This window comes from Thermomonospora curvata DSM 43183, from assembly GCF_000024385.1.
Classification (GTDB): Bacteria; Actinomycetota; Actinomycetes; order Streptosporangiales; family Streptosporangiaceae; genus Thermomonospora; species Thermomonospora curvata.
Genome location: NC_013510.1, coordinates 5,047,776 through 5,073,159 on the forward strand (window position 1 = coordinate 5,047,776; position 25,384 = coordinate 5,073,159).

29 protein-coding genes are annotated in these 25,384 nt (G+C 72.7%); 6 read left to right on the forward strand and 23 right to left on the reverse strand.

The window, feature by feature from the left end; translation table 11 throughout:
• Window position 1: 1 nt before the first annotated feature.
• The 6 genes from TCUR_RS21880 to TCUR_RS21900 form a co-directional block, all read right to left on the reverse strand.
• A complete protein-coding gene (locus TCUR_RS21880) occupies window positions 2-886 on the reverse strand; it encodes a lysophospholipid acyltransferase family protein (RefSeq protein WP_012854757.1) in 885 nt (294 codons plus the stop codon).
• 38 nt (window positions 887-924) lie between these two features.
• A complete protein-coding gene (locus TCUR_RS21885; protein WP_012854758.1) occupies window positions 925-2,025 on the reverse strand; it encodes an NAD-dependent epimerase/dehydratase family protein in 1,101 nt (366 codons plus the stop codon).
• A gap of 47 nt (window positions 2,026-2,072) precedes the next feature.
• The gene (locus TCUR_RS25845; protein ID WP_012854759.1) at window positions 2,073-2,171 is read right to left on the reverse strand and encodes a 30S ribosomal protein bS22; all 99 of its coding nucleotides are present in this window, start codon (window positions 2,169-2,171) and stop codon (window positions 2,073-2,075) included.
• Between the two features lie 510 nt (window positions 2,172-2,681).
• A complete protein-coding gene (locus TCUR_RS21890; RefSeq protein ID WP_012854760.1) occupies window positions 2,682-2,885 on the reverse strand; it encodes a helix-turn-helix domain-containing protein in 204 nt (67 codons plus the stop codon).
• A 110-nt stretch (window positions 2,886-2,995) separates the two neighbouring features.
• Window positions 2,996-3,838 (reverse strand): phosphatase, encoded by an 843-nt coding sequence (locus TCUR_RS21895; protein WP_012854761.1) that lies wholly within the window; start codon window positions 3,836-3,838, stop codon window positions 2,996-2,998.
• Window positions 3,835-5,073, reverse strand: coding sequence for an acetoin utilization protein AcuC (locus TCUR_RS21900; protein ID WP_012854762.1), 1,239 nt, complete (start codon window positions 5,071-5,073; stop codon window positions 3,835-3,837). The genes TCUR_RS21895 and TCUR_RS21900 overlap by 4 nt, the downstream gene beginning before the upstream one ends.
• Before the next feature lie 137 nt (window positions 5,074-5,210).
• Between TCUR_RS21900 and TCUR_RS21905 the strand changes: the two genes are divergently transcribed.
• Window positions 5,211-6,293, forward strand: coding sequence for an alpha/beta hydrolase (locus TCUR_RS21905; RefSeq protein WP_083789919.1), 1,083 nt, complete (start codon window positions 5,211-5,213; stop codon window positions 6,291-6,293).
• 117 nt (window positions 6,294-6,410) lie between these two features.
• On the opposite strand, the gene TCUR_RS21910 is transcribed toward TCUR_RS21905, so the two are convergent.
• The 12 genes from TCUR_RS21910 to TCUR_RS21960 all read right to left on the reverse strand — a co-directional run bounded on the left by TCUR_RS21910 (window position 6,411) and on the right by TCUR_RS21960 (window position 16,019).
• Window positions 6,411-6,620: a DUF397 domain-containing protein gene (locus TCUR_RS21910; RefSeq protein WP_012854764.1), complete on the reverse strand. Its 210-nt coding sequence runs from the start codon at window positions 6,618-6,620 to the stop codon at window positions 6,411-6,413.
• Window positions 6,621-6,881: 261 nt separating this feature from the next.
• Complete coding sequence (locus tag TCUR_RS21915; RefSeq protein ID WP_012854765.1) at window positions 6,882-8,069, reverse strand: ABC transporter permease; 1,188 nt, start codon at window positions 8,067-8,069, stop codon at window positions 6,882-6,884.
• Window positions 8,070-8,106: 37 nt separating this feature from the next.
• A complete protein-coding gene (locus TCUR_RS21920; protein WP_012854766.1) occupies window positions 8,107-8,826 on the reverse strand; it encodes an ABC transporter ATP-binding protein in 720 nt (239 codons plus the stop codon).
• On the reverse strand, window positions 8,823-10,190 hold the full coding sequence (locus tag TCUR_RS21925) for an efflux RND transporter periplasmic adaptor subunit (RefSeq protein ID WP_012854767.1): 1,368 nt from the start codon (window positions 10,188-10,190) through the stop codon (window positions 8,823-8,825). The genes TCUR_RS21920 and TCUR_RS21925 overlap by 4 nt, the downstream gene beginning before the upstream one ends.
• 64 nt (window positions 10,191-10,254) lie before the next feature.
• Entirely contained in the window at window positions 10,255-10,692 is a 438-nt protein-coding gene (locus TCUR_RS21930; protein ID WP_012854768.1) for a hypothetical protein, read from the reverse strand.
• Between the two features lie 68 nt (window positions 10,693-10,760).
• A complete protein-coding gene (gene proC / locus TCUR_RS21935; RefSeq protein WP_012854769.1) occupies window positions 10,761-11,564 on the reverse strand; it encodes a pyrroline-5-carboxylate reductase in 804 nt (267 codons plus the stop codon).
• 31 nt (window positions 11,565-11,595) lie between these two features.
• Entirely contained in the window at window positions 11,596-12,516 is a 921-nt protein-coding gene (locus TCUR_RS21940; protein ID WP_012854770.1) for a proline dehydrogenase family protein, read from the reverse strand.
• Between the two features lie 114 nt (window positions 12,517-12,630).
• The gene (locus TCUR_RS21945) at window positions 12,631-13,758 is read right to left on the reverse strand and encodes an LCP family protein (RefSeq protein WP_148233080.1); all 1,128 of its coding nucleotides are present in this window, start codon (window positions 13,756-13,758) and stop codon (window positions 12,631-12,633) included.
• Between the two features lie 107 nt (window positions 13,759-13,865).
• Window positions 13,866-14,348, reverse strand: coding sequence for an ABC transporter permease (locus TCUR_RS21950; protein WP_012854772.1), 483 nt, complete (start codon window positions 14,346-14,348; stop codon window positions 13,866-13,868).
• Window positions 14,348-14,473, reverse strand: a complete 126-nt coding sequence (locus TCUR_RS28445; protein ID WP_281055039.1) for a hypothetical protein — start codon at window positions 14,471-14,473, stop codon at window positions 14,348-14,350. Before TCUR_RS28445 ends, TCUR_RS21950 begins: the two co-directional genes overlap by 1 nt.
• A gap of 65 nt (window positions 14,474-14,538) precedes the next feature.
• Window positions 14,539-15,135 carry a TetR/AcrR family transcriptional regulator gene (locus tag TCUR_RS21955; protein ID WP_012854773.1) on the reverse strand — a complete coding sequence of 199 codons (597 nt, stop codon included), beginning with the start codon at window positions 15,133-15,135 and terminating at the stop codon, window positions 14,539-14,541.
• On the reverse strand, window positions 15,135-16,019 hold the full coding sequence (locus TCUR_RS21960; protein ID WP_012854774.1) for a sugar phosphate isomerase/epimerase family protein: 885 nt from the start codon (window positions 16,017-16,019) through the stop codon (window positions 15,135-15,137). The genes TCUR_RS21955 and TCUR_RS21960 overlap by 1 nt, the downstream gene beginning before the upstream one ends.
• Window positions 16,020-16,338: 319 nt before the next feature.
• On the opposite strand from TCUR_RS21960, the gene TCUR_RS21965 reads away from it, so the two are divergent.
• The 3 genes from TCUR_RS21965 (at window position 16,339) to disA (ending at window position 19,614) form a co-directional block, all read left to right on the forward strand.
• Window positions 16,339-16,956, forward strand: a complete 618-nt coding sequence (locus TCUR_RS21965) for a class I SAM-dependent methyltransferase (RefSeq protein WP_217265554.1) — start codon at window positions 16,339-16,341, stop codon at window positions 16,954-16,956.
• A 37-nt stretch (window positions 16,957-16,993) separates the two neighbouring features.
• Window positions 16,994-18,400: a DNA repair protein RadA gene (gene radA, locus TCUR_RS21970; protein ID WP_012854776.1), complete on the forward strand. Its 1,407-nt coding sequence runs from the start codon at window positions 16,994-16,996 to the stop codon at window positions 18,398-18,400.
• A 128-nt stretch (window positions 18,401-18,528) separates the two neighbouring features.
• On the forward strand, window positions 18,529-19,614 hold the full coding sequence (gene disA, locus TCUR_RS21975) for a DNA integrity scanning diadenylate cyclase DisA (RefSeq protein WP_012854777.1): 1,086 nt from the start codon (window positions 18,529-18,531) through the stop codon (window positions 19,612-19,614).
• A 272-nt stretch (window positions 19,615-19,886) separates the two neighbouring features.
• On the opposite strand, the gene TCUR_RS21980 is transcribed toward disA, so the two are convergent.
• The gene (locus TCUR_RS21980) at window positions 19,887-20,312 is read right to left on the reverse strand and encodes a MarR family winged helix-turn-helix transcriptional regulator (RefSeq protein WP_012854778.1); all 426 of its coding nucleotides are present in this window, start codon (window positions 20,310-20,312) and stop codon (window positions 19,887-19,889) included.
• Window positions 20,313-20,372: 60 nt separating this feature from the next.
• Here TCUR_RS21980 and TCUR_RS21985 point away from each other — a divergent pair, with 60 nt between their 5' ends.
• Window positions 20,373-20,870: a MarR family winged helix-turn-helix transcriptional regulator gene (locus TCUR_RS21985; RefSeq protein WP_012854779.1), complete on the forward strand. Its 498-nt coding sequence runs from the start codon at window positions 20,373-20,375 to the stop codon at window positions 20,868-20,870.
• Here TCUR_RS21985 and TCUR_RS21990 read toward each other — a convergent pair.
• The gene (locus TCUR_RS21990; RefSeq protein ID WP_012854780.1) at window positions 20,833-21,495 is read right to left on the reverse strand and encodes a hypothetical protein; all 663 of its coding nucleotides are present in this window, start codon (window positions 21,493-21,495) and stop codon (window positions 20,833-20,835) included. The genes TCUR_RS21985 and TCUR_RS21990 overlap by 38 nt on opposite strands.
• A gap of 111 nt (window positions 21,496-21,606) precedes the next feature.
• Between TCUR_RS21990 and TCUR_RS21995 the strand changes: the two genes are divergently transcribed.
• Complete coding sequence (locus TCUR_RS21995) at window positions 21,607-22,497, forward strand: HhH-GPD family protein (protein ID WP_012854781.1); 891 nt, start codon at window positions 21,607-21,609, stop codon at window positions 22,495-22,497.
• Window positions 22,498-22,514: 17 nt separating this feature from the next.
• On the opposite strand, the gene eboE is transcribed toward TCUR_RS21995, so the two are convergent.
• The 3 genes from eboE to TCUR_RS22010 all read right to left on the reverse strand — a co-directional run bounded on the left by eboE (window position 22,515) and on the right by TCUR_RS22010 (window position 25,280).
• Window positions 22,515-23,666, reverse strand: coding sequence for a metabolite traffic protein EboE (gene eboE / locus TCUR_RS22000; protein ID WP_012854782.1), 1,152 nt, complete (start codon window positions 23,664-23,666; stop codon window positions 22,515-22,517).
• Between the two features lies 1 nt (window position 23,667).
• On the reverse strand, window positions 23,668-23,877 hold the full coding sequence (locus tag TCUR_RS22005; RefSeq protein ID WP_012854783.1) for a hypothetical protein: 210 nt from the start codon (window positions 23,875-23,877) through the stop codon (window positions 23,668-23,670).
• A gap of 146 nt (window positions 23,878-24,023) precedes the next feature.
• On the reverse strand, window positions 24,024-25,280 hold the full coding sequence (locus tag TCUR_RS22010) for a ScyD/ScyE family protein (RefSeq protein WP_012854784.1): 1,257 nt from the start codon (window positions 25,278-25,280) through the stop codon (window positions 24,024-24,026).
• Window positions 25,281-25,384 lie beyond the last annotated feature (104 nt).

Consider the following 25,384-nt stretch of genomic DNA (forward strand, 5'->3'; position numbering starts at 1 on the left):
GCTAAAACGCCGGGCCGCGCTCCAGGAGGGTGTCGTAGAGCATCTGCTGGACGGTCTCGCGGACGCGGTCGGTGAGCTCGAACACCGTCATCTGGTCGTCGGCGTCCTCCGGGCCCAGGCCGTCCATCGGCACCGGCTCGCCGAAGCGGATCAGCCACTTGGACGGCAGCGGCACCGCGCCCAGCGCGCCCAGCAGCGGGAACGTCGGGGTGACGGGGAAGTAGGGCAGGCCCAGCAGCCGGGCCAGCGCCGGGATGTCGCCGATCTTGGGGTAGATCTCCTCGGCGCCGACGATCGCGCACGGCACGATGGGGACCTGGGTGCGCAGCGCGATCCCGGCGAAGCCGCCGCGGCCGAAGCGCTGCAGGCGGTAGCGCTCCCGGAAGGGCTTGCCGATCCCCTTGTAGCCCTCGGGGAAGACCCCGACGAGCTCGCCCTTGGTCAGCAGGCGGACGGCGTCGGCCGGGTGGGCCAGGGTGTGCCCGGCCTTGCGGGCCAGGTGGCCCAGCAGCGGCAGCTGGTAGACCAGGTCGGCGCCCAGCAGCCGGACGTCGCGGTGGGCGTGGTCGTGCAGCGCCACCTGGAGCATCAGCCCGTCCAGCGGCAGCGTCCCGGAGTGGTTGGCGACGACCAGCGCGCCGCCTTCAGCCGGGACGTTCTCCAGGCCCCGCAGTTCGACCCGGAACCAGTGCTCATACAGCAGACGGGCCGCCGGGATCAGCACCGCGTCGGTCAGTTCGGGGTCGAAGCCGAACTCGTCGACCTCATAGCGCCCGGACAGGCGGCGGTGCAGGAAGTCCAGCCCGGCGGCCAGCCGCTCCTCCAGCCGGCTGCGTCCGGGCGGGTCGGTGGCGGCATCGGGGTTGATCGGGATGACCTGAGCCATGGGCGGCTCACTCGCGCCTTCTCGGGGTCTGCGCGCGCTCATCTCCGCGGTCCGTTCCGGGGCGGGACGGTGGTCAGGCCCTCAAAGCGGGAGGGGGGCGGCTGGGGCCGCGCCGGCGGCCGGGCGCGTTCGCCCAGCAGGCCGATGAGCCGTTCCACGGCCTCCTGCATGGGGCTGTGCCCGGGCTCGGCGGCCTGCAGGAAGTCCTCCAGCGCCGCCTCGGCCGAGTACTTGGGCCGCCAGCCCAGCTCGGCCGCCAGTTTCGAGCAGTCGATCACCCGTCCGTACATCAGCCAGCGCAGCAGGTCGGAGGAGAAGCCCGACAGCCCGGCGAAGCGGCGGCCCAGATCGCCCAGCAGTTGCGCGGACAGCTCCGGCACCGGCACCGACGGCCGGCCGGCCCGCCGCAGCACCTGCGACAGCAGCAGCACGCCGTCGCCGGCCACGTTGTAGCAGCCGGGGTGGTCCTCCACGGTCATCCGGCGCAGCACCTCCACCCCGTCGTCGGGGTGGACGAACTGCAGCCGGGGGTCGAACCCCAGCACGGTCGGCACCACCGGCAGCCGCAGGTAGCGGGTGAGGGGGGAGTCCACTTCCCGGCCCAGGAAGTTGGCAAAGCGCAGCAGGGAGACCGTCAGGTCGGTGCGGCGCCGCATCAGCCCCCGGACATAGCCCTCCACCTCCACCGCGTCCTTGGCGTATCCGGAGGAGGGCGCCTCCGCCGGCTCGTCGGTCTCGGTGAAGACCGCCGGGTCGCGCGGCGAGGAGCCGTACACCGCGGCCGAGGAGCGCACCACCAGCTTGCGCATGTCCGGCGAGCGCTGGCAGGCCGCCAGCAGCTGCATGGTGCCGATGATGTTGAGTTCTTTCATCTTCGAGCGCGGGCCGACCGGGGCGGTCTCCAGATTGAGGTGGACCACCGTGTCGACCCGCTCCGAAGAGATCACCTTGGCGATGCTCGGCGTACGGATGTCGACGCGTACGAACTCGGTGCGTCCCAGCGACGCCGTGGGGGGTACCGTGTCCACGCCGATGACCCGCTCGATGCCGGGTTCGGCCTGCAGGGCGCCCGCCACGCGGGCTCCCAGGAACCTGGACACCCCCGTGACCAGGACGACACGGGCGGCGGCGGAGGGCATACCGGACACAGTGCACCCCACCCCTTACGGCTATGTGGCCGGCTTGTTCACTTCTTGTTGCGGCGCTGGACGCGAGTCTTCTTCAGCAGCTTGCGGTGCTTCTTCTTGGCCATCCGCTTGCGACGCTTCTTGATAACAGAGCCCACGTGACCTCACTCGTCCAGGGTGTGCAGGGGATGGACACACGACACCCCGGCGACTAAGGCATCGGGGCGCTGTCCAACGGTCAAGCGTACCGCTGTTGGAGCGCATACCATGCCGCAGGTCCCGTACCCGCACGCTCCTGTGTGCAATACCGGCGTGTCCGTTACCGGGTCGGGGACATCCCGAGAACGTCCCCAGAACGTGCCATGGGACACGGGCGCGCCCCGGAGCCGCACGGCCGTCACTGTGATCCGTGCGATCGCTCCCCGCGGGAGATCCACCGCCTATGCGGCGGCGCTTTCTTTTTCCGGCATGCCGGCTCCGGACGGCCGGTTCGCCCGGCCGTCCGGAGCGGGGCCGCCGGTCTTTCCACCGGCCCCCGCCGGTCTCGTCCCGGCCCGGTGGCCGGGCCACCGGGCCTGTTGTCGTGTTCTCCTCCCCCCATGCCGCCGACCGGCCTGCGCCTTGGATCCCGGCGTCCGCGGGAGCCTCGCGCCCCGCGGCGCCCGCGGTCATCCGGCTTCGATGAACGCGTCGCGCAGGTAGTCGTGTACGGCCTGTTCGGGGACCCGGAACGAGCGGCCCACCCGGATGGCGGGCAGCTCGCCAGAGTGGACGAGGCGGTAAACGGTCATCTTGGACACCCGCATCACCGCCGCCACTTCGGCCACTGTCAGGAACCTGACCTCACTCAGAGGTCGCTCGCCTGAGCCCATCGGACGCCCTCTTCCACACGTGCTGAGCACCGACCCTTCAGGTGACTTCGATCACGCACGTGTTTCTTCCCCCAGCGTAAATCGTGCAACCGTAGTCGCAAGAGGGAAGTTCAGGCAATCAGCCCCGCATGGGACATCAGGTATGCCGTCAGTGGCTCATAGCAAGCCGGGTGCACTCCGTCGTCCATCGGCACGGTGACCAGGATCCGCCCCTCCACTTCCCCTGCGAACAGGGCGGGATCGTTGCAGTCGGCGAAGCCGACGGTGTCGATCCCGGCCTGGCCGGCCGCCCCGGCCCAGCCATGATCGGCGATGGCCAGATCCGGCCAATTTTTGGATTCCGCTGGCGTAGAGCTATCCGAACCGTTAGAAGTCCCTGCCGCCTCGGACAGCATCGCCTCCATGGGGAACGGATCGTGGGTGTGGTGCAGCCGCCCGTCATCGTCCTCCAGCGCGGCGACCATGCCCTCCTCGTAGCGGATGCGGCGCCGCTGCGGGGCGGACGTGCCCACCTCCGCCGCATAGGACCAGCCGGCCGCGGGCGTGAGGACGGTGCAGCCCCGCTCGCGCAGCGCCCGGCCCAGCGCCAGGTAGATCGGCATCAGCGTGGCCGGGTGCCCGGTGGCCAGCACCACCTTCTCCCGGCGCCGCGCCGCCTGGCCGATCCGCTCGGCCATGCGCTCCAGGGCGTCGATGGTCTTGTCCGGGTCGATGGTGTCGTCCCCGTACAGGTGCATCCGGTCCGGGTTCACCCCGCACATCCGCACCATCATTTCCAGCACCTCGCGCTCGGTCCACGAGCGCTTGAGGTCCAGCCCGAACCGGTAGTAGGGGTCGCCCTTGGCCATCCGCCGGTAGTGCAGCAGATTGCTCTGCCGCGGGGTGGCCACATCCCCGGCGATCATCGTGCGGATCAGGTGCTCGCGCAGCTCGGCGCGGGAGGGAACGGTCACGGCTCGCCCAGCGGATCCAGCCCGTGCTCGGGGAAGACCGCCTTGCGGGTCGCGCGGATCGCCTGGTCCACCGGATCGCTCGGATCGTAGCCGTTCCCCCACGCCGACTCCTCCCAGCCCTCGGTCTCGCCGGCCCGCTCCGGCGGTACGTCGGTCATCCGGCGGGGGGCGGTCTGCCCGGTGCGCCGCCGGGTGAAGTCGCGCCAGGCCTCCGGGGTGTCCGTCCCCGCCTCCAGCGGCCGTCCGGACGCCTCGGCCAGCAGGTGCGTCCAGGCCCGCGGCACCACCTGGACCAGCTCATAGCCGCCCCCGCCGGTGATGATCCAGCGCCCGCCCGCCGTCTCGTGCGCCAGCTTGTGCAGCGCCGCATAGGCGGCCCGCTGGCCGTCCACGGTCAGCGTCAGGTGCGCCAGCGGGTCCAGCACGTGGGTGTCGCAGCCGTGCTGGGTGAGCAGCACCTGCGGCCGGAAGGCGCGCAGCAGCGGCGGCACCACCGCGTGGAAGGCCCGCAGCCAGGCGGCGTCCCCGGTGCCCGGCGGCAGCGCCACGTTGACCGCGGTGCCCTTGGCCTCGCCCGTGCCGATCTCCTCGGGGAAGCCGGTGCCCGGAAACAGCGTGCGCGGCGTCTCGTGCAGGCTGATGGTCAGCACCCGCGGGTCGTCGTAGAAGGCCGCCTGGACGCCGTCGCCGTGGTGGACGTCCACATCGACGTAGGCGACCCGCTCGGCCCCGTTCTCCAGCAGCCAGGCGATGGCCAGCGCCGGGTCGTCGTAGACGCAAAAGCCGCTGGCCGCCGAGCGCATGGCGTGGTGCAGCCCGCCGGCGATGTTGGCCGCATGCTGGGCCCGGCCGGTCCAGACCGCCTCGGCCGCCGCCACCGACGCCCCCGCCACCAGCGTGGACGCCTCGTGCATGCCGATGAACACCGGGTTGTCGGCGGTGCCGAGGCCGTGCCGCAGCTGGGGCATCCCGGTGGAGCCGGCGTACCGCACGGCGGCGATGTAGGAGGGGTCGTGGATCAGCTCCAGCAGCACCTCCCCGGCCGGTTCGAAGCCGGTGACCTCCACGCCGGACTGGTCGAGCACGCCGTATTCGCGGGCCAGCGCCATGGTCAGCTCCACCCGGACGGGGTTGAGCGGGTGGGTGGGCCCGAAGTCGTAGGAGATGAGCCGGTCGTCCCAGAGAACCCGCAGGTTGCAGGGGCCGGGACGGTCGGATGGCGCAGCGCTGCTCATGCCCTCACGCTATCGCCCCGCGCCGCCGGCGCGCCCGGCCGACTCTCACGAAGATGCGACAAACAACCGTAGACGTGAATTATCCGCGCAAGTGGGCATTAGTTAACACCTAAGAAACATCGACCTGTGGGGTGCCGATGGAGCCGACGTCACCGGAACCTCCGGCGGCCTGCCGACCGCCCGAGGCCAGCGCCGCAGATCCGGCCGTCGATCCGACGACCGCACCTGGCTTCTCCTCCGGCCGCCGTCCCAGCGTGCAGAGCGCGGTGCTCTCCCGCGCGCTGCGGCTCGGGCTGCGGCCCATCGTCCACCGGCTGCCCGGCCACCCGGTCGGGATCCGCACCGCCCGCACCGCCGTGGAGGCCGCCTCATTACTGGTCGGCCACCATCCCGGCGCCCGGGTACGGGGCGTGCGGATCCCGCTGGAAGACGCCGACGGCGACGGGCGCCACCTGGCAGGCGAGCTGCTCGTACCGGAAAAGGGCCAGGTCGGCGACGCCGCCGTGCTGTATCTGCACGGCGGGGGCTACATCATCTGCTCGCCGCGCAGCCACCGTCCGATCACCTCCCGGCTGGCGGTCGACACCCAGCTGCCGGTGTTCGTGCCGCACTACCGGCTGCTGCCCGAGCACCCCTTCCCCGCGCCGCTGGAGGACGCCCTGGCCGCCTACCGGTGGCTGCTGGAGGAGGGCTACCCCGCCTCCCGGATCGTGATCGCCGGCGACTCGGCCGGCGGGCACCTGGCCGCCTCGCTGACCGGCGAGATCTGCCGCACCGGCCTGCCCACCCCGGCCGGGCTGGTGCTCTACTCCCCCTGGGTCGACCTGACCTGCGAGCTGTCCCTGGAATACGACGCCCAGGTGCGCGACGCCTACCTGAGCGCCCACACCGTCCGCCGGATCGGCCGCCTGGTGATGGGCCAGGCCGAACTCAACGACCCGCGCCTGGCGCTGCTGGAGTGCTCCTGGAACGGCGTGCCGCCGGTGCTGATCCAGGTGGGCGGCGCCGAGGCGCTGCGCCCGGAGGCCGAACGCCTGGCCGCGGCCCTCGCCGAGGCCGGCACCGACTGCCGCCTGCAGGTCTGGGAGGGCCAGTTCCACGTCTTCCAGCTCCTCAACCGCTTCCTGCCGGAGGCCCGCGCCGCGATGGACGAGACCGCCCGCTTCATCCGGTCCGTCCTCACCGACCCCACCGCCTCGGGCTCCGGCGCCGTCGCCTGACGACCGGACGCCCGCGAGAGCACCCCGACGCGACACGGTCACCGGACGATCAGCGAACCCCGGCAAGGCCGCCCGCCCCCCGGCCGAGCCGGCGCCCCCGAAGTCACCGAACTTTGGTCAGATGCCGTGGCGACCGCGACGGACGTCCTCGACCAGCCGCCGGAAGCCCGCCGACCGCAGAACCAGCCTCGCCCCGTCCGGATTCTTGGAGTCGCGAACGGCGACGACGTCACCGAACGCGGCGAGCTCGACGCACTCATTGCCGGTGGCGGTGCTCTTGGAGCTCTTGCGCCAGGTGACACGGGAAAGATCCGGGGAGATGCGCATGGCGGCTACCTGGGCTCGGTGGCGAGATCGGCTATGAACTTCAGGACTCGTCCTCATCGAGTGCCGCTTCCCGCATACAGCCGAACGGCACATTACAGCGGGCCACATGTTCGGCGCTTCTGATGCGGGCATGGCCGTACGCCCTCCGAGTAAGCGATGCCGCGGATCAAGCGGGTCGGCGTAGCCGAGGACAACGAACGAGCCATCGGCACCGGCTGCTGCGGGCTGTGCCTGAAGCGGCAGGTCGCCGGGCGGGCGTGGTCATTCGGTGCGGAGGGCGGTGACGGGGTCCAGGCGGGCGGCGCGGCGGGCGGGGGCGACGCCGAAGAAGATGCCCACGGCGGCCGAGACGGTGAAGGCCAGGAGGGGGGACCACCAGGTGATGGTGGCGGGGACCGGGGACAGGGTCGTGATGGCCAGGGTGCCGGTGATGCCCAGGGCGATGCCGATCGCGCCGCCGATGGAGGTGAGCAGGACCGACTCGGCCAAGAACTGGGCGAGGATGTCGCGGCGGCGGGCGCCCAGGGCCTTGCGCAGGCCGATCTCGCGGGTGCGCTCGCGGACGCCGACCAGCATGATGTTGGACACCCCGACCCCGCCGACCAGCAGGGAGACCGCGGCGATGGCGGCCAGCACGCCGGTCAGCGCGTTCAGCACGGTGCCGACGGTGCCCAGCAGCTGGGTCTGGGTGATCGCCGAGAAGCGTTCGCCCGGGTAGCGGCGCTCCAGCGCGTCCACCACCGCGGCGCGCAGGCGGCCGGTGTCGGCGGCGGAGGGGGCGCGCAGCGCCAGGAAGTCCACCCGGTTCACGCCCAGCAGGCGCTGGGCGGTGGTCACCGGGATGTGCAGGTCGTTGTCGCGGGCCTGGCCGAAGGTCTGGCCCTTTTCCTCCAGGACGCCGATGACGCGGAAGCGGGCGCCGGCGATGATCGTCTGGCGGCCGACCGGGTCGACGTCGCCGAAGATGCGCTCGGCGACCCGCGGGCCGAGCACCACCACGCGGCGGCGGGACTCCACGTCGGTCTCGGTGAGGTAGCGCCCGCCGGGGCGCAGCGGGCGGTCGAAGACCTCCGGCAGGGCCTCGTTGGTGCCCAGCACGGTGGCGAACGCCTCGTTGCGCCCGGCCCGGACGGTCTCCCCGGAGCTGAGCGAGACGGCGATGGGGCAGTCCTCGCCGAGGGTCTGCCGCAGGTACTCCACGTCCGTCAGCTCCAGCCGCCCGGCGGTGGGCGCGGCGGTCAGGGAGAACTCGCCGGGGCCGACGAACACGATGTTGGAGCCCAGCCCCTCGATCTCCCGCTGGACCAGGTCGCGGGCGCCGCTGCCGAGCGCCACCAGCACCACCACCGCGGCCACCCCGATCACCACGCCGAACATCGTCAGCGCGCTGCGCAGCCGGTTGACCAGCAGCGCCTCCAGCGCCACCCGCAGCGATTCGGCCAGCCTCATCTCCTGCGTCCTTCCCCGCCCTTTTCCGGACGTCGCCTCATAGCCGCTGGGCGTCGTGCGGACGCGTCGGGCAGGTGTCGCGTTCGATCCGGCCGTCGCGGATGTGGATCTGGCGGCGGGCGCGTTCGGCGATGTCGGCCTCATGGGTGACCAGCACGACCGCCACGCCCTGTTCGGCGTTCAGCCGGGCCAGCAGGTCCATCACCTCATGGCCGGTGGCGGTGTCGAGGTTGCCGGTGGGCTCGTCGGCCAGCACCAGGCGGGGCTCGCCGACCAGGGCGCGGGCGATGGCGACCCGCTGCTGCTCCCCGCCGGACATCTGGGCGGGACGGTGGTCCAGGCGGTGCGCCAGGCCCACCCGGGCCAGCGCCTCGGCGGCGCGCCGCCGCCGCTCACCGCGCGGCACCCCCCGGTAGGCCAGCGGGAGCGCCACGTTGTCCAGGGCGCTGGTGCGGGGCAGCAGGTGGAAGGACTGGAAGACGAACCCGATGCGGCTGTTGCGCAGCTCGGCCAGCTCGGCGTCGGAGAGGGCGGCCACGTCGCGCCCGCCGATCCGCAGCGTCCCGCCGGTGGGCCTGTCCAGGCAGCCCAGCAGGTGCATCAGGGTGGACTTGCCCGACCCGGACGGGCCCACGATCGCGGCGAACTCGCCCTCGCCGATGCGCAGGCTGACCCCGCGCAGCGCCTGCACCCGGGTGCCGTCCAGCTCGTAGGCGCGGGTGACGTCGATGGCCTCCACGGCGGGTGGGACGCTCATCGGCCGGGAAGCTCCTGCCCTTGCTCGACGGCGCCGGCGCCGCGCACCACGATCCGCTCGCCGACCCGCAGCCCGGCGGTGACCTCGGTCATGGTCTCGCCCTGGGCGCCGATCCGGATGATCCGCCGCTGGGCCCGGCCGCCGGAGACCACCCACACCGCGTTGTCGCGGCCGCTGGTCAGCACCGCCGAGGACGGCACCGCGACGGTGTCGGCGACCTCGCGGACCCGCAGGTTCACCACGGCACTCATCCCGGGCTTGGGCCAGGGCGCCTCGGCGCCGTCGGTGAGCCGGCCGCGCCGCAGGACGAGGGTGACCCGGTAGGTCACGCCGCCGCCGGCCGAGCGCGCCGGGCCGGCGCCGACGCCGGTGACCTCGGCCGGGTAGGCGGCGCCCGGGACGGCGTCCACCTCCACCTCGGCCGGCACGCCCGGCTCGACTTTCAGCGCGTCGGCCTCGTCCACGTCGGCGGAGACGGTGAGGCGGGAGACGTCGGTGACCGTCACCACCGCGCCGCCGGCGGTCACAGGGGCTCCCTCGGCCACGGAGGCGGCCTCGGCGGACGCGCCGCCGCCCAGCTCCTGCAGGCCGTCTCCGCCGCCGAGCCGCTGCGGCAGCCGGCCGGCCAGCTCGCCCAGGTCCCCGGCGGGGGCCGCCGGGCCGCCCAGGGAGACGACGCCGTCGAAGGGTGCCCGCAAGGTCAGCTCCGCCACGGTGCGCTCGGCCGCCCGCAGCGCGGCCCGGGCCTGGACGCGCTGGGCGGCGGCGACGGCCTGCATCGCCGAGGTGACGTTCTCCAGGCCCGCGTGGAGCCGTTCGACGGCGGCGCGGGCGCTTTCGGCGGCGGCGGCGTACTGGGCCTCGGTCTGTGCGATCTCGGCCAGCATCCGGGCGCGCCGCCCGGGGTCGGGGATCTGGGCGGCCGCCCGCCGGGCGGTCTGGAAGCCCTGGCGGGCGATGTGGTCGCTGCGCCGCTGGGAGGCCGAGGGTTCCGGTCCCATCGGGAGGGTGCCGGCGGCCAGTTCGGCGTCGGCCTCGCGGGCCTGGCGGAGCCGCTCGCGGGCCTGCGGCGAGTCGATCTCGGCGAGGATCTCGCCGCGGCGGACCCGGTCGCCGTCGGTCACGTGCAGCCGTTTGAGCACGCCCTCGGCCGGGGCGCGCAGCGTCGCCGTGGCCCGTGCCGTCACCGTGCCCGGCGCCTCGATCACCTCGGTCACGTCCGAGCGCGTCACCGTGCCCAGGCGCACTCCCTCGGGCTCGTCCCTCTTGGCGCAGGCGCCGAGCTGGGCGATCGCCAGCGCCCCGGTCAGGACGAGCGGAAGGCACCGCCGGGTGGCTGCACCTGCCTCACAAAAAGCGGACACCTGCCTACAGATGCCCCAAAAGGGAAGATATCAACTCCCCTGGAAGGCCGACCGGAGACGACGGCTACCGGCCGCCGGCCGCCCGGTGCTGCCCGGCCCCCGCCGAGGCGTCCCGGCCGGCGCGGTTCAGCAGGAAGAACCCGGCCAGCGCGGCGACCGTGGCGACGCCCTCACCGACCAGGCTGAGCGTCTTCTCCAGGTACCAGGCCGGGTCGTGCATCGCCGGGATCGGCCCCAGCCGGCCCACGTCCACGAAGTAGTACAGCAGCAGCGCGCCCACCGCGCTGGCGGCGACCAGGAAGGCGACGGCGAACGTCCAGCGCCGCGGCCATGCCAGCACCAGCACGCCCGAGATCGCCGCGACGATCGCCTGCGCGTAAAACAGCGTGTCCCCGTCGATCTGACCGGGCTTGGGCCCGGCCATGTCGGGGGCGAACGTCCAGTGCACGATCGCGTCCACGGCCAGCCCGGCGGCCACCAGGATCTGCAGCAGAATTCTCATGCCCCTTATCACGGACGCGATCGCGGCCCGGCTCAACCGGGCGGGCGGAAAATCCCGCCCGGGACTTTTCAGCCCTCGGCCAATTCCCTGCCCCGGTCGCGGGCTGCCTCGATGGCCTCCAGCACGGCGGCCCGCACCCCGTGCCGCTCCAGCTCGCGGATGGCGGCGATGGTGGTGCCGCCCGGCGAGGTGACCGCCTCGCGCAGCAGCACCGGGTGCTCCCCGGAGTCGCGCAGCATGATCGCCGCCCCCACCGCCGACTGGATCACCATCTCCAGCGCGGCGGCGCGCGGCATGCCCAGCAGGATGCCGGCGTCCACCATCGCCTCGACCAGGAAGTAGAAGTAGGCCGGGCCGCTGCCGGACAGCGCGGTCGCCGCGTCCTGCAGCGACTCGGGGATGCGCAGCACCTTGCCGACCGGCGACAAAAGCTCCTCGGCCAGCTTCAGGTGCTCCTCACCGGCGTGCGAGCCCGCCGACACCACGCTCATCGCCTGGTCCACCAGCACCGGGGTGTTGGACATCACCCGCACCACCGGCACGCCCTCCGGCAGGCGCTGCTCGATGAAGGAGGTGGTGATGCCCGCCGCCATCGAGATCACCAGCCGGCCGGGCGGCACATGCGGCCGGATCTCCCCCAGCAGGGCGTCCATGTCCTGCGGCTTGACCGACAGGATCAACGTGTCGGCCGTCTTGGCGGCCTCGGCGTTGGTGACCACCTCCACCCCGTAGCGCTCGCGCAGCAGGACGCCGCGCTCCTCCCGGCGGGTGGTCACCATCAGCTCGGACGGGCGGCGGCCGGCCCGCAGCACCCCCGACAACAGCGCCTCGCCCATCTTGCCGGCGCCGAGAATCGCGATGAGTCTGCCCACGCAGCCCAGCCTAGCGACGAGCAGGCGACGCTCAGGACCCGCTCACCACCGAGCGCAGGATGAGCGCCAAATTGGCCGGCCGCTCGGCCATCCGCCGCATGGCGTACCCGTACCACTCCCCGCCGTAGGGGACGTACACCCGCACCCGCGAGCCCATGGCGGCCAGGCGGCGCTGCTCGGCGGGCCGGATGCCGTACAGCATCTGGTACTCGAAGCTGTCGGGGGCGCGGTCATGGAAGACCGCCAGCGCCCCGGCGATCTCGATGAGCCGGGGATCGTGGGTGGCGACCATGGGGTAGCCCCGGCCCGCCATGAGCACCTTCAGGCAGCGCACGTAGGACTTGTCGATCTCGTGCCTGGAGGTGAAGGCGACGTCGGCGGGAGCGGCGTAGGCGCCCTTGCACAACCGCACCCGCGACCCCTCGTGGGCCAGCTCGGCGCAGTGCCGTTCGGCGTCGCGCAGGTACGCCTGGACGACCGCGCCGGTCTCCGGGTGGTCTTCGCGCAGCTCCCGCAGGATGCGCAGGGTGGAGGCGACGGTGGTGTGGTCCTCCATGTCGAGGGTCACCGCCGTGCCGGCCGCCTTGGCCGCCGCGCAGATCCGGCGGGCGTTCTCCAGGGCCAGCTCCTCATCGAGCGCCTGCCCCACCGCCGACAGCTTCACCGACACCTCCGCCCGGGCGCCCAGGCCGGCGGTGGAGATCAGGTCCAGCAGCTCCAGGTAGTTCTCCACGACCGTCTCGGCCCGCCGGGCGTCGGTGGTGTCCTCGCCCAGATGGTCCACGGTGACCAGCAGGCCGCCGCCGGTGAGGCGCCGCACGACCGTCAGCGCCTCCTCCGCCGTCCGGCCCGCCACGAACCGGTGCACCACGCCGCGGGAGAACGGCGCGGTCTCCATCGCCTTGCGGACGCCGCCGCTGCGGGAGGCGGCCAGCAGAACCCGACGAAGCACGCTGCAACCCCTTCTATGACGGGACCACGCTGTCCCCCATGTCCAGGTTATGCGGATGCCCGCAGGGCGCTCCGGCAGGCGCACAGGGCCGCTGGGCGGGCCTTGGCAGAGGTCTTAGGAGACCTTGCCGACGCTGTTGGTCCCGCCGTATTCGGCGATGTACTCGGCCATCGTGGCGCTGCGCACGGCCTCGAACAGCCGGCCTGCCTTCTCCTCGTCCAGCAGCACCACGCTCTGCCGGCCGCGTGCCGCCGGGCCCTTGTTCGGGACGGTCAGGAACTTGATGTCCGAGCCGCGCACGTTGCGCATGCTCAGCGCCAGCGACCGCAGGTGGCCGGCCGACACCCCCTCGTCCACGCTGATGGACTTGGTGAACGCCGACAGGAAGCGGTCGAGCTTGATCGGGTTGGTGACCGTGCCGCCCTCGGCGGCCTTTTGGATGATGGCCTTCAAGAACGCCTGCTGACGCTTGATCCGGTCGAAGTCGCCGTTGGGCAGGTTGTAGCGCTGCCGGACGAACAGCAGCGCCTTCTCGCCGTCCAGGTGCTGCTTGCCGGCCTGCCAGGTGACGTGGTTCATGGGGTCGTGCACGGTCTTGTCGATGTGCACGTCCACGCCGCCGAGCGCGTCGGTCATGGCCTTGAAGCCGTTGAAGTCGATCGCACCGAAATGGTCGATGCGGACGTTGGTCAGCGCCTCGACCGTCTGGATCAGCAGCGGCGGACCGCCGTAGGAGAACGCCGCGTTGATCTTCTGGTAGCCGTAGCCGGGGATCTCCACCCACGAGTCGCGGGGGATGGAGATGATGTAGGCCTTGTCCCGCTTGGCCGGCAGGTGCAGCAGCATCAGCGTGTCCGAGCGCTGCTGCCCCGGCCGCCACAACTGGCCGCCCTCGCCGGTGGTGTTGGCCTGCACCCGGCTGTCGGAGCCCACCAGCAGCCAGTTCTCGGTGCCGACCACGTTGGGGCCGGGCCGCCGGCCGGTCGGCATGGTGCCGGGCAGCCGGTCGATGTTGCCGTTGTAGGACGCCTGCCGCTGCCACACCAGGGCGCCCGCGCCGAGCACGACGATCAGCAGGAGGGCCAGCGCCGACAGCAGGAGCGTACGGCGGCGGCGCTTGCGCCGCGCCTTGGCGGCCGAGGTCTCCTCCGCCTCGCCCTCCCTGCCCGGGACGGCGCCGGGGGATGCGCCGTCCTGGGAATCGGCGTCCGCGGGGAATTCCTGGGATGACCGGGTGCTCATGGCGCGGAGTTTACAAGCCGTCTTCTCCCTTTCGACCGGCTTCATATGCCCGTTTTTCTTCCGCGACCACAATCGGCCCGCGGCTTTCCGGGGCTTTTAGGAGGTCTTCAGGGAGTGCGGCGGCGGAGCGTGGCGGCGCCGAGCACCAGGGCCGCCAGGACGCACCCGGCGATCACCGCGATGTCCACCGCCAGCGTCCCGGTCATTTCCGGTTCCCGGCCGACCTCCTGCATCGCCTCCACCGCATATGTCAGCGGCATCACCGTGGAGATCGCCTCCAGCCAGCCGGCCATCTGCTCCCGCGGCACGAACAGGCCGCACAAGAGCGCCTGCGGCAGCACGAACGCCGGCATCAGCTGCACCGCCTGGAACTCGGTGCGGGCGAACGCGCTGGCCAGCAGCCCGAGCGCGACGCCCAGCAGGGCGCTGAGCACGGCCGCCGCCACCAGCAGGCCGACCGATCCGGCCGGCTCCAGGCCCAGCCAGGTCAGCGAGATGGCCAGCACCACCCCCACCTGCAGCAGCGCCACCAGCCCGAAGGCCAGGGCGTAGCCCAGCAGCAGGTCCAGCTTGCCCAGCGGCATCGTCATCAGCCGCTCCAGCGTGCCGCCGGCCCGTTCGCGCAGCGCAGCACCGGCCGGCCGCCGCGGTCCACGTGCAGGTCGCGGACGCTCACCGCGGCCTGCGGCGGATCCGCGGAAGTGGAACTCATCATGTGTTGAATTTATGTCGCCACCGCAGGACTGGCAAGGAGCCGCACATCCCGCAGGGAAATTCCGGTCAGTCCCCGTCGAAGTGGCGCTGGAGGGCGGGCGCCAGCAGCTCCACCAGCTCTTGCGCGGTGGCGGAGGCGATCGGCTCCAGGCCGAGGACGTACCGCAGCATGGCCACCCCGACCAGCTGCCCGGCGGCGGCCTCCATCCGGATCGGGGCGATCCCGAACCGCTCGGCGAGCGGTCCCAGCAAGGTGGCCGCGATGAACTGCCGCAGCATCGTGGCGACCTGCTCGTTCGTCATGGCCGAGCGCACCAGCGCCAGCATCGGGATGCGCCGCTCGGGGTCCTCCCACACCCCCAGGAAGGTCTCGGCCAGCGCCGCGCCCAGCTCGCGGCGGGACGGGACGTCCCGCAGGCGGGCGACGACCGCCGCCGGGTCCAGCGGCAGGTTCATCGCCGCGATGAAGACGCCCTGCTTGGTGCCGAAGAAGTGGTGCACCAGCGCCGGGTCGACGCCCGCCTCCCGGGCGATGGCGCGCAGCGAGGCGCCGTCATAGCCCTTGTCGGCGAACAGCCGGCGGGCGCAGTCCAGGATCTGCTCCCGGGTCTCGGTGGGGCCCGGCCGCCGCCCCCGGGTCCGCTCGGAGGCGCCGGCCGCCATCAGCGCGCGCTCCGGCGGGAGACCTCTCCGGCCGACGTGACCTCCCAGGTGCGGTCGGCGGCGGCCAGGTGCAGCCGGGTGAACGCCAGCGCCTCGGCCAGGTCCTCCATCCGCTCGGCCCGGCTGGCCGCCCGCCGGGTGTTGACCTCCAGCACGATGTGCCCGGTGTACCCGTCGGCGGCCAGCTTCTCCAGCACCTCGGCGCACCGCTGGCTGCCGCGGCCGGGCACCAGGTGCTCGTCCTTGTTGCTGATCCCGATGCCGTCGGCCATGTGCACATGCCGCAGCCGCCCGCCGAGCTCGGTGGCCATCTCCAGCGCGTCCGAGCCCGACACCGCGGTGTGCGACAGGTCCAGCGTCACATGCGGGAAGTCCAGCTCGACCGGGTTCCAGCCGGGGGAGTACATGCCCACCTCGGCGCCGCGCGCCCGCACCGGGAACATGTTCTCCACGGCGAAGATGACGTCGGTCTCCTCCTGCATGCGCGCCAGGCCCTGGATGAACTCCCGGGCGTACTCGCGCTGCCAGCGGAACGGCGGGTGGACCACCACCACCTCGGCGCCCAGCGCCTCGGCGACCTCCTTGGAGCGCACCAGCTTGCCCCACGGCTCGCGTCCCCACACCCGCTGGGTCAGCAGCAGGCAGGGGGCGTGGATCGACTTGATCGGCACCTGGTGGTAGTCCGACAGCCGGCGCAGCACGTTGACGTCCTGGGAGGCCGCGTCGGTGGCCACCATGACCTCGACGCCGTCATAGCCCAGCGCGGCGGCGATCTCGAAGGCGCTGGGAGTCCGCTCCGGGAAGACCGAGGCGGTCGAGAGCGTCACCGGGGCGTCCGGCAACCGGAGCCCCGCCGGTACTGCGCCGTTGTGCTGCGGAGTCACTGCTCCCTCGCCTGATGATCGCTCGTTGGCTTCCCTGCCGAGCGCCGTGCGGTCCCCCGCCGGATCGAACACCGCCGCCCGTCCCGTCGACACCCGCGCAACGAAAGCCTATGCGCTGACTTGCGCGATCAGTCCTTCCAACGCCGATGATGCGGGTAACACCGAATCTTTTTCAATATTCGCGGGGAACCCTGGGGGCCGCCTTCCCGCCCGATGAACCCCACTACCCTCACAGGTCGTGGTCGAGATCGCGGCGGGCGCCGTGCCCAGCCCCAACATCTGGAATTCCCCGCAGGTCTACGAGCTGGAAAACCGCGCCGTGGACCCCGACGGGCTGCTGGAGGCCGCCATGCGCCGAATCCGGCCCTGGGACGGCGCCCACGTGCTGGACCTGGGCTGCGGCACCGGCTACCACCTGCCGATGTTCGCCCGCGAGGCGGCGCGGGTGGTGGGCGTGGAGCCGCACTCGGGCCTGGCGGCGGCGGCCCGGCGGCGGGTGCGCGACCTGCCGAACGTGACGGTGCGCGTCGGCGCCGCCCAGGCGATCCCGCTGCCGGACGCCTCGGTGGACGTGGTGCACGCGCGCTGGGCGTACTTCTTCGGGCCGGGCTGCGAGCCGGGGCTGGCCGAGCTGCGCCGGGTGGTGCGGCGCGGCGGGGCCGCCATGATCATCGACAATGACGCCACCCGCTCCACCTTCGGCGGCTGGTTCCGCCGCTGGCTGCCCTCCTACGACCCGCAGGCGGTGGAGCGCTTCTGGGCGCGCCAGGGGTTCCAGCGGGAGCCGCTGCTGATCCGCTGGCTGTTCGAGCGCCGCGAGGACCTGGCCGCCGTGCTGCGCATCGAGTTCCCCGCCGAGCTGGCCGAGACGTTCCTGGCCGAGCATCCCGGCTGCGAGGTCGACTACGCCGTCAACCTCTGGTGGCGCTACTACTGAGCGGTTCTGTCGGTCGCTCTCAATACTGTTTCGGGTTATGGCGAAGGCGAAGACCGGCAAACCGGCCTACCGCTGCACCGAGTGCGGCTGGCAGACCTCCAAGTGGGTCGGGCGCTGCGGCGAATGCCAGGCCTGGGGCACCGTGAGCGAGGCGGGCGCCGCCGCGCCGCCGCGGGTGATCACCGCCGGCCCGGTCAGCGCCCCCGCCCGCCCGATCGGCGAGGTGGACGTGCAGTCGGCGCAGATGCAGCCGACCGGGCTGGATGAGCTGGACCGGGTGCTGGGCGGCGGCATGGTGCCCGGGGCGGTGCTGCTGCTGGCCGGCGAGCCCGGCATCGGCAAGTCCACCCTGCTGCTGGAGGTCGCCGCGCTGGCCGCCGCGCGCACCCCGGTGCTGTATGTGACCGGCGAGGAGTCGGCCGAGCAGGTGCGGCTGCGCGCCGACCGGGTGGGCGCGGTCACCGACGGGCTGTACCTGGCCGCCGAGACCGAGCTGTCGACCGTGCTGGGGCACGTGGAGGAGGTGGAGCCCAAGCTGCTGGTGGTGGACTCCATCCAGACCATCGGCGCCGCCGAGGTGGAGGGCGCCCCCGGCGGCGTCACCCAGATCCGCGAGGTCACCGCCAACTTGATCCGGGTGGCCAAGGAGCGTTCCATCACCACCGTGCTGGTCGGCCACGTCACCAAGGACGGGGCGATCGCCGGTCCCCGGCTGCTGGAGCACCTGGTCGATGTGGTGCTGTACTTCGAGGGCGACCGGCACAGCCGGCTGCGCATGATCCGCGCGGTCAAGAACCGCTACGGCCCCACCGACGAGCTGGGCTGCTTCGACCTGTCGGAGGTCGGCATCGTGGGGCTGGCCGACCCCAGCGGGCTGTTTTTGACCCGCCGGGAGGAGCCGGTGCCCGGCACCTGCGTGACCGTCACGCTGGAGGGCCGCCGCCCGCTGGTGGCCGAGGTGCAGGCGCTGGTGGCCAAGTCGTTCCTGCCGGCCCCGCGCCGCGCCACCAGCGGGCTGGACGCCTCGCGGGTGGCGATGGTGCTGGCGGTGCTGTCGCGGCGCTGCCAGATCGCCATGCACGATCAAGACGTGTACGTCTCCACGGTCGGCGGGGTGCGGTTGGCGGAGACCTCGGTGGACCTGGCGGTGGCGCTGGCGGTGGCCGGCTCCACCGTGGAGCAGCCCCTGTCGCCCAACGTCATCGCGCTGGGGGAGGTCGGCCTGGCCGGGGAGGTGCGGGCGGTGCCCGGCGTGCCGCGGCGGCTGGCCGAGGCCGGCCGGCTGGGCTTCAAATCCGCCGTCGTCCCCAAGGGCTCGCTGGAGCTGGGCGAGGCCTCCCCGCTGCGCCGCGCCGAACTCCAGGCGGTCAGTTACGAGGGCATGCGGGTCATGGAGGTCGATAACCTGAACCAGGCGCTTCAGGTCGCCTTCACCGCTCCCTGACCATCAGAGTCAGCGCCGCGTCAGCTGTGCGCAATAATCCACACAACGTTTGCCGCGGCGTTGAGGACGAGCCGCCCGCCGAGGCGGCTCGGTAAACTAATCGCCGTCCAGCGACCTGCGGGGGTCCAGTGGGAGTCACACACGACAAGGGGCACGACGAAAGGCGCCGCGCCACGCTGGCCGCGGTCGCGCCGGGCACGGCTCTTCGCGACGGGCTGGAGCGGATTTTGCGGGGGAACACCGGCGGCCTGATCGTCTTGGGTTATGACCCGGTCGTGGAAAAGCTGTGCTCGGGGGGCTTTGAGCTCGACGTGGAGTTCTCCGCCACCCGGCTGCGCGAGCTGGCCAAGATGGACGGCGCGATCGTGCTGGACAACGACCATTCGCGCATCGTGCGGGCGGCCGTGCACCTGGTGCCCGACCCGACCATCCCCACCGAGGAGTCCGGCACCCGGCACCGCACCGCCGAGCGGGTGGCCAAGCAGAGCGGCCACCCGGTGATCTCGGTCAGCCAGTCGATGCGGATCATCGCCCTCTACCTGGACGGGCACCGCTACGTGCTGGAGGACTCGGCGGCCATCCTGTCCAAGGCCAACCAGGCGCTGGCCACGCTGGAGCGCTACAAGCTCCGCCTGGATGAGGTCTCCGGCACCCTGTCGGCGCTGGAGATCGAGGACCTGGTCACCGTCCGGGACGTCACCGCCGTGGTGCAGCGGCTGGAGATGGTCCGCCGCATCGCCGACGAGATCGAAGGCTATGTGGTGGAGCTGGGCACCGACGGCCGGCTGCTGTCGCTGCAGCTGGACGAGCTGGTCTCCGGGGTAGACACCGACCGTGAGCTGATCGTGCGCGACTACCTGCCCCAAGGAGAGTCCGCCCGCGACTTCACCGAGGTACTGCAGGCCCTGGACGCGCTGAGCGCCACCGAGCTGCTGGACCTGACCACGGTCGCCGAGGTGATGGGCTACTCCGGCCCGGACGCCCTGGACATCCCGGTCAGCCCCAAGGGCTACCGCCTGCTGGCCAAAGTGCCGCGGCTGCCGGGCGTGGTCGTGGAGGGTCTGGTGGAGCACTTCGGCGGGCTGCAGAAACTGCTGGCCGCCAGCATCGACGACCTGCAATCGGTCAACGGGGTCGGCGAATCCCGCGCCCGCAGCGTCCGGGAGGGGCTGTCCCGCCTGGCCGAGTCCTCCATTCTGGAACGCTACGTTTGATCCCCGGCGCCCGCTGCGGGACGCCGTGCATGATTTTTCTCCGCTTTTCGGGGTTGTCTTTTGTTTTCCCACGCCTCGGCTCTGGCGTTGCAGCGATCATGCGCGGTTGAGATCGCCATCCGCCGGCGGCGAAGTCCCGAAAAGGCCGCGCCCGGCGAGGTTCAACCGGGCGATCTGCACCCGTCCCGGCTCGCGGAAACGGCGCGGCGGAGATAAGGCCCGCCGCCACGGCGCATCCCGGAAGGGAACGTCTCGGCCGCGATCGGCGGCGTTCAAAGCCGCGCCCGGGCGTTGGCCGTCATCCGGCGCAGCACGTCCACGGTGACGGCGTACTCCTCGGCGGTGACGCCCTCGGCGAGGTGCCGCCGGGTGGCCGCGATGCGCTCGGCCAGGCGGGCGTGCGCGGCCCTGCCGCCCGCCGTGAGGCGGTGACGGCCGGCGCCGTCCGGTTCCAGCCAGCCGCGCTCGGTCAGGTCGCCGATGACCTCGGCCAGGGTGATCGCGCCTTCCCTCCAGAACGGCCGCAGCCGCTCGGCGAGGGCGCCCTCCTCCAGCGGCCCGGCCTGGAGGGTGTTCAGCAGCTGCCAGTGCCGGCGGCCGACGCCCATGTCGGCCAGGTCCCGGTCCAGCAGGGTCTCCAGCAGCCCGTCCAGGGACCGCACCCAGTACCCGATCGGCTTGTCCGTCCCGTTCGGCATTGCCCCGTCCAATACATGTAAAATTACATCTAGTTGTATTTGATTATGCATTGGAGGGGTATGGCCGGCAACCCGGAACTGGCCGCCATCGAGCGGGCCATGGTCGCCATCCGGCGCTCCCAGCGGCGGCGGTCGCTGGCCGCGCTGAGCGGGGCCGACCCGGTGAGCGGCGCAGTCTTCGACGTGCTGGACGTCATCGAGGCCGCCGAGGCGGACGGCGAGCCGGTCACGGTCGGCGCGGCGGCCGCGGCGCTGGGGGTCGACCAGCCCCGGGCCAGCAGGCTGGTCGCCGCCGCCGTCGAGGCGGGCCTGGTGCGGCGCGTGGCCGACCAGGCCGACGGCCGGCGGACCCTGCTGGAGCGCACCGCCAAGGGCCGGGAGCTGACCGAGCGGGTGCACCGCTTCCGGCGGCGGGTGTTCGCCGCGGCGATGGAGGACTGGAACGACGCCGAACGCGCCGAGTTCGCCCGCCTGCTGAGCCGGTTCGTGGCGGGCCTGGAACGGGCACGGCGGGCGGGGGTCAGCGAAGCCGGAACACCTGCGTGCCGTCCCGGATGACGCCCTTGCCCTTCACCTTGGCCACATAGGTGCCCGGCCGCGCCGCCGCGCGCTCGCGCGGGCAGCCTTCCGCCGAGCGCCGGCGGTCCCACACGATCGTCCGCAGGTACGGCACGCCCCGGCGCAGCCGCTGCCGGGACGTCCCGTCGCTCCCGGCGCAGTGCGCCGACGACCAGATCCGGTCCCGCCCGGAGGTGATCTGCAGCCGCAGCGCCGCCGGCCCCACGTCGAAGGCGCAGGTGCGGCGGCCGGTGTTGACCACCGACAGGTGGAAGCGGGGCTTGCGACCGGCCGGGTAGACCTCCCCGTCCATCGACAAGGTCACCACCACGTCGCGGGGCGCGCAGACACCCCTCTGGCGGGCCCCACCGGACCGGGCGGCCTTGGCGGACCCGGTCGCGGTGGGCCCGGGCGTCGGCGTATGCGTGGGAATCGGCGGGATTCCCGCGGTGATTCCCCCCAGCGAAGGCGAGGGAGTAGCCATCGCCCCCACCATGTCGGCCCGCTCGCCGTCCCCGCCGCACGCCCACGCCAGCAGCCCCACCACCGCCAGCATCCCGCCGAGCACCACCGCCCGGCGACGCCAGTACACCGCATTGTCATCACTTTCGGTAGTTGGATACATGCGGACAGTATGGTTTTAGGGCACTGGACGGCCGTGGCGACGCGCCGTGGCAGAGCCATGGCCGGGCCATGGCCGCCGCATGGCGGCTCCGTGGCAGGATGGCGAGCTGTCATGACCACAGCCGTGCCGAACGCCGTCCGCTACACCGAGCCGATCCTGGGCTGGTACGCCGAGCACGCCCGCGACCTGCCCTGGCGCGCTCCGGACGCCACCCCCTGGGGCATCCTGGTCAGCGAGGTCATGCTGCAGCAGACCCCGGTGGCCCGCGTCCTGCCCATCTGGCGGCGGTGGATGGAGCGCTGGCCCACCCCCGCCGCGCTGGCCGCCGAGCCCTCCGGTGAGGCCGTCCGCGCCTGGGGCCGGCTGGGCTACCCGCGCCGGGCGCTGCGCCTGCACGCCTGCGCGGTGGCCATCACCGAACGGCACGGCGGGCAGGTCCCCTCCTCCTACGAGGCGCTGCGGGAGCTGCCCGGCATCGGCGCCTACACCGCCGCGGCGGTGGCCAGCTTCGCCTACCGGCAGCGCCACGCCGTGCTGGACACCAACGTGCGCCGCGTGCTGGCCCGCCTGATCGGCGGGGTGGAGTACCCGCCCAGGTCACAGACGGCCGCCGAGGTCGCGCTGGCCGAGTCCCTGCTGCCGCACGACGCGCCCACCGCCGCCCGCTGGTCGGTGGCGATCATGGAACTGGGCGCGCTGGTGTGCACCGCCCGCAACCCCCGCTGCGTGGACTGCCCGGTGCTGGCCGAGTGCGCCTGGCAGCGCGCCGGACGCCCGGCCTACGACGGCCCGCCCCGGCGCGGCCAGGCCTATGCCGGCACCGACCGGCAGTGCCGGGGCCGCCTGCTGGCCGTGCTGCGCGAGGCCGACGGCCCGGTGGAGAAGGCCGCGCTGGATGTGGTCTGGTCCGACCCGATCCAGCGCGAGCGCGCCCTGGACGGCCTGATCGCCGACGGGCTGGTCGACCCGCTGGAGGACGGCCGCTACGCGCTCCCCTCCTGACCGCCGGCGCCCGCCGGTCAGCTCTCCTCTTTGAGCCCCAGCCGGACCAGCTGCTCGCGGGTCCAGGCCAGCTCGGCGGCGATGCCCTCGATGAGGGACTCCTTGGTCAGCCGGTGCCCGGGCAGCACGTCCCAGTTGTAGGTCTCCACCTCCACGTGATCGGTCAGCGCCCGCTCCCCGCCGAACAGGGCCTCCAGCGCCTCGGCCAGCACCGCTCGGGTGGTGCCCAGCTCCTGGGGAAGGACGGCGTTGCGCGGGACGTGGAAGTGCACCCGCCACTCCTGGTCGCCGGGAAGCTCCCCCTCCAGCGCCGCGTCCAGGTCATCGACGCCGTCCGCGACGCCCCGCTCCCTGGTCTGGTGCAGAAAGCGCGGCTCGGCGAAGGCCGCCAGCGCCCGCCGGGCGGCCGGATCGGCGGGCCGATCGACCTGCAGGGCGCAGGACGCCTGGAACTTCACCACCGGCAGGCCGGCCTCCGACAGCCGCCGCAGGGCCTCGGCCGGCTCCTCAAAGCCCAATGCCAGGTGGCAGGCGTCCAGGCACACCCCCAGGAAACGCCGGCCGCCCAGCAGGCGCTCGGCGGCCCGGGCGGCCGAGTCCACCAGGCAGCCCGGCTCGGGCTCAAAGCCCACCCGGATCGTCCGGCCGGTGGCCGAGGCCAGCGCGGTCATCTCCCGGTCCAGCCGGTCCTGCCGCCGCCGGGCCAGCTCGTCTTGGGCTCGCGACCAGGGCTCCCGCCAGGCCAGCGGCAGGGTGGAGATGCTGCCCCAGCGCACATCCTCCGGCAGCAGCCGGGTGAGGATCCGGGCCAGGTCGAGGGTGTAGCGCATGCGCTCGGGCTGGGTCCAGTCCGGATGGTAGGCGTCGTACTTGACGTTTTCGGACTGGAACCCCTGGTAGAGGGAGCCGTTGAGGGTGATGACCTCCAGCCCGGCCTTCTCGACGGCGCGGCGCAGCCGCAGCAGCTCGCCGGGGTCGGCGGTCAGCGTGTCGGCCACGGGGCGGGACAGCCACAGCCCCACCCCCATCCGGTCCACGCCCAGCCGGTCGCGGATGGGGCGGGCGTACCGGGTGAACTGGGCGATCACCCCGTCCAGGTCCTCGGCAGGGTGAACGTTGGTGCAGTACGCCACGTGCACGAGAGTGCCGTCGCGGTGCCTGAAGCGCATGTCATCCGCCTCGCTTGATGGTATTGCCGGCGTGGAACGTCACGGGTTCCGCCTCGGCGAGGGCGGGCCGGCCGCTCCGCCCGCGGCGGGCCGCCGTATGGTCCCACACAACGGTGTCCACATCGCCCAGGGTGAAACCCGCCGCGGGCACGGTCGCGGCGGGGGTCACCGGACCCGTTCGGCGCCGGGCCTGCTTGAGGATCGTCACCATCCGATCTTCGTCCATTAAGGGGCGAGGGTGGCCCAGAACCCCACATCACGACCGAATTTCCCACTCCCCCGCATGCTCGGACGCACGCATGGCGGCCCTCCGGAACCCGTCCGGAGGCCGCCATGCGTTCAACGCCCCCGGTACGGTCAGGACCTCACGCGCACCAGTTGCCCGGCCCCGTTTCCGGTGCCCTTGTTGGAGATGTAGATGGCGCCGTCCTGGCCGATCGCCATGCCGGTCGGCATCGTCAGGCGGCCGCCGGTGGGGATCTCCGTTCTGGTCAGCGTCTGCAGGTCGATCCGGTGGAGCGACCCGGCGGTCGGCTTGCCGCCGGCGCCGTAGCCGCCGCTCATGCTGAGCACCACCAGGTCGCCGTTCCCGTCCAGCGCCATGTCGCTGATCGCGGTCAGGCCGGAGGCGATCACCTGCGGCCGCTGCCCCGGCACGTACCGCCAGACCCGGGCCGCCCCGGGCACCATGCCCGCCAGCTCGCCGACGTAGTAGGCGCCGTCCGGGCCGCGCACGATGCCGGTGGGCAGCGACTGCACCGCGGTGGCCTCGGCGGCCCGCCCGGCCTTGCTCCCCTTCTTGCCCTTGGCCTTCCCGCTCTTTGCGACAGGCTGCGCACCGGCCGTGCCGACGGGCACCAGGTGGGCCGCCAGCTCGGTGACGGCGTCGGCGCGGGCGGACCGGCCGGCGGTGGCGGCGGTCGCATCGTGCCCGAAAACCGCCTCGGTGGTGATGGTGCCGTCCGCACGCACCCCGAGCAGGTCGTCGGTGCCCGCGTCGGTCACCAGCCAGCCCTCGCTCGCCGGCACCAGCCGCCACGGGTTGGAGTGCGCGGTCTGGGAGACCGCGCCGTCGCGCGTGCGCATCCGGTCCGGCCGGCTCTCGTAGGCCACCAGGTCGGCGATGACCCGGACGTCGCGCCCGTCCGCCGGCACCCGGTACACGGTGCCCAGCGGCCGGGCGTGCGGGCCGTAGCGGGCGCGCTCCCGGACGTCCATCCCGGCGCCGCTGAGCACCACGTACTCCCCGTCTGAGACCGTCACATCGACCGGCCCGACGACCTCCCGGCCCGCACCGTCGCCGACCGACGGCAGGCCCTGCACCACCCGGCCCTGGCGGTGACCCCTGATCTGGTAGATCGCACCGCTGCGGCCCAGGCACCGCCGGCCTGCGCCGGTGCCGACGCACATGTCCTTGCCGCCCGTCCCGGCCTCGGCCACCAAGATGGTGCCGTCCTGCAGCAGTGTGACGCCGCGCGGGTTGTTGAGTCCTTCGGCGATCACCTCGAGGGCCGGCGCCTGCGCCCGGGCCGCCGCTCCGGGAATCAGCGCCAGGGCGACCCCGCTCGCGGCCGCCAGGCAGGCCACGCTCCAGGGCATGCGTGTCTTCTTCATCTTCCTCCCCTTGGGTCTCACGCGGATCACCAGTCCGCGCCACCGGGGAAGGTGCCCAGCTGCGCCACGCCGCTTTTCACCTGCGGCGCGGCGCCCCGGCTGGT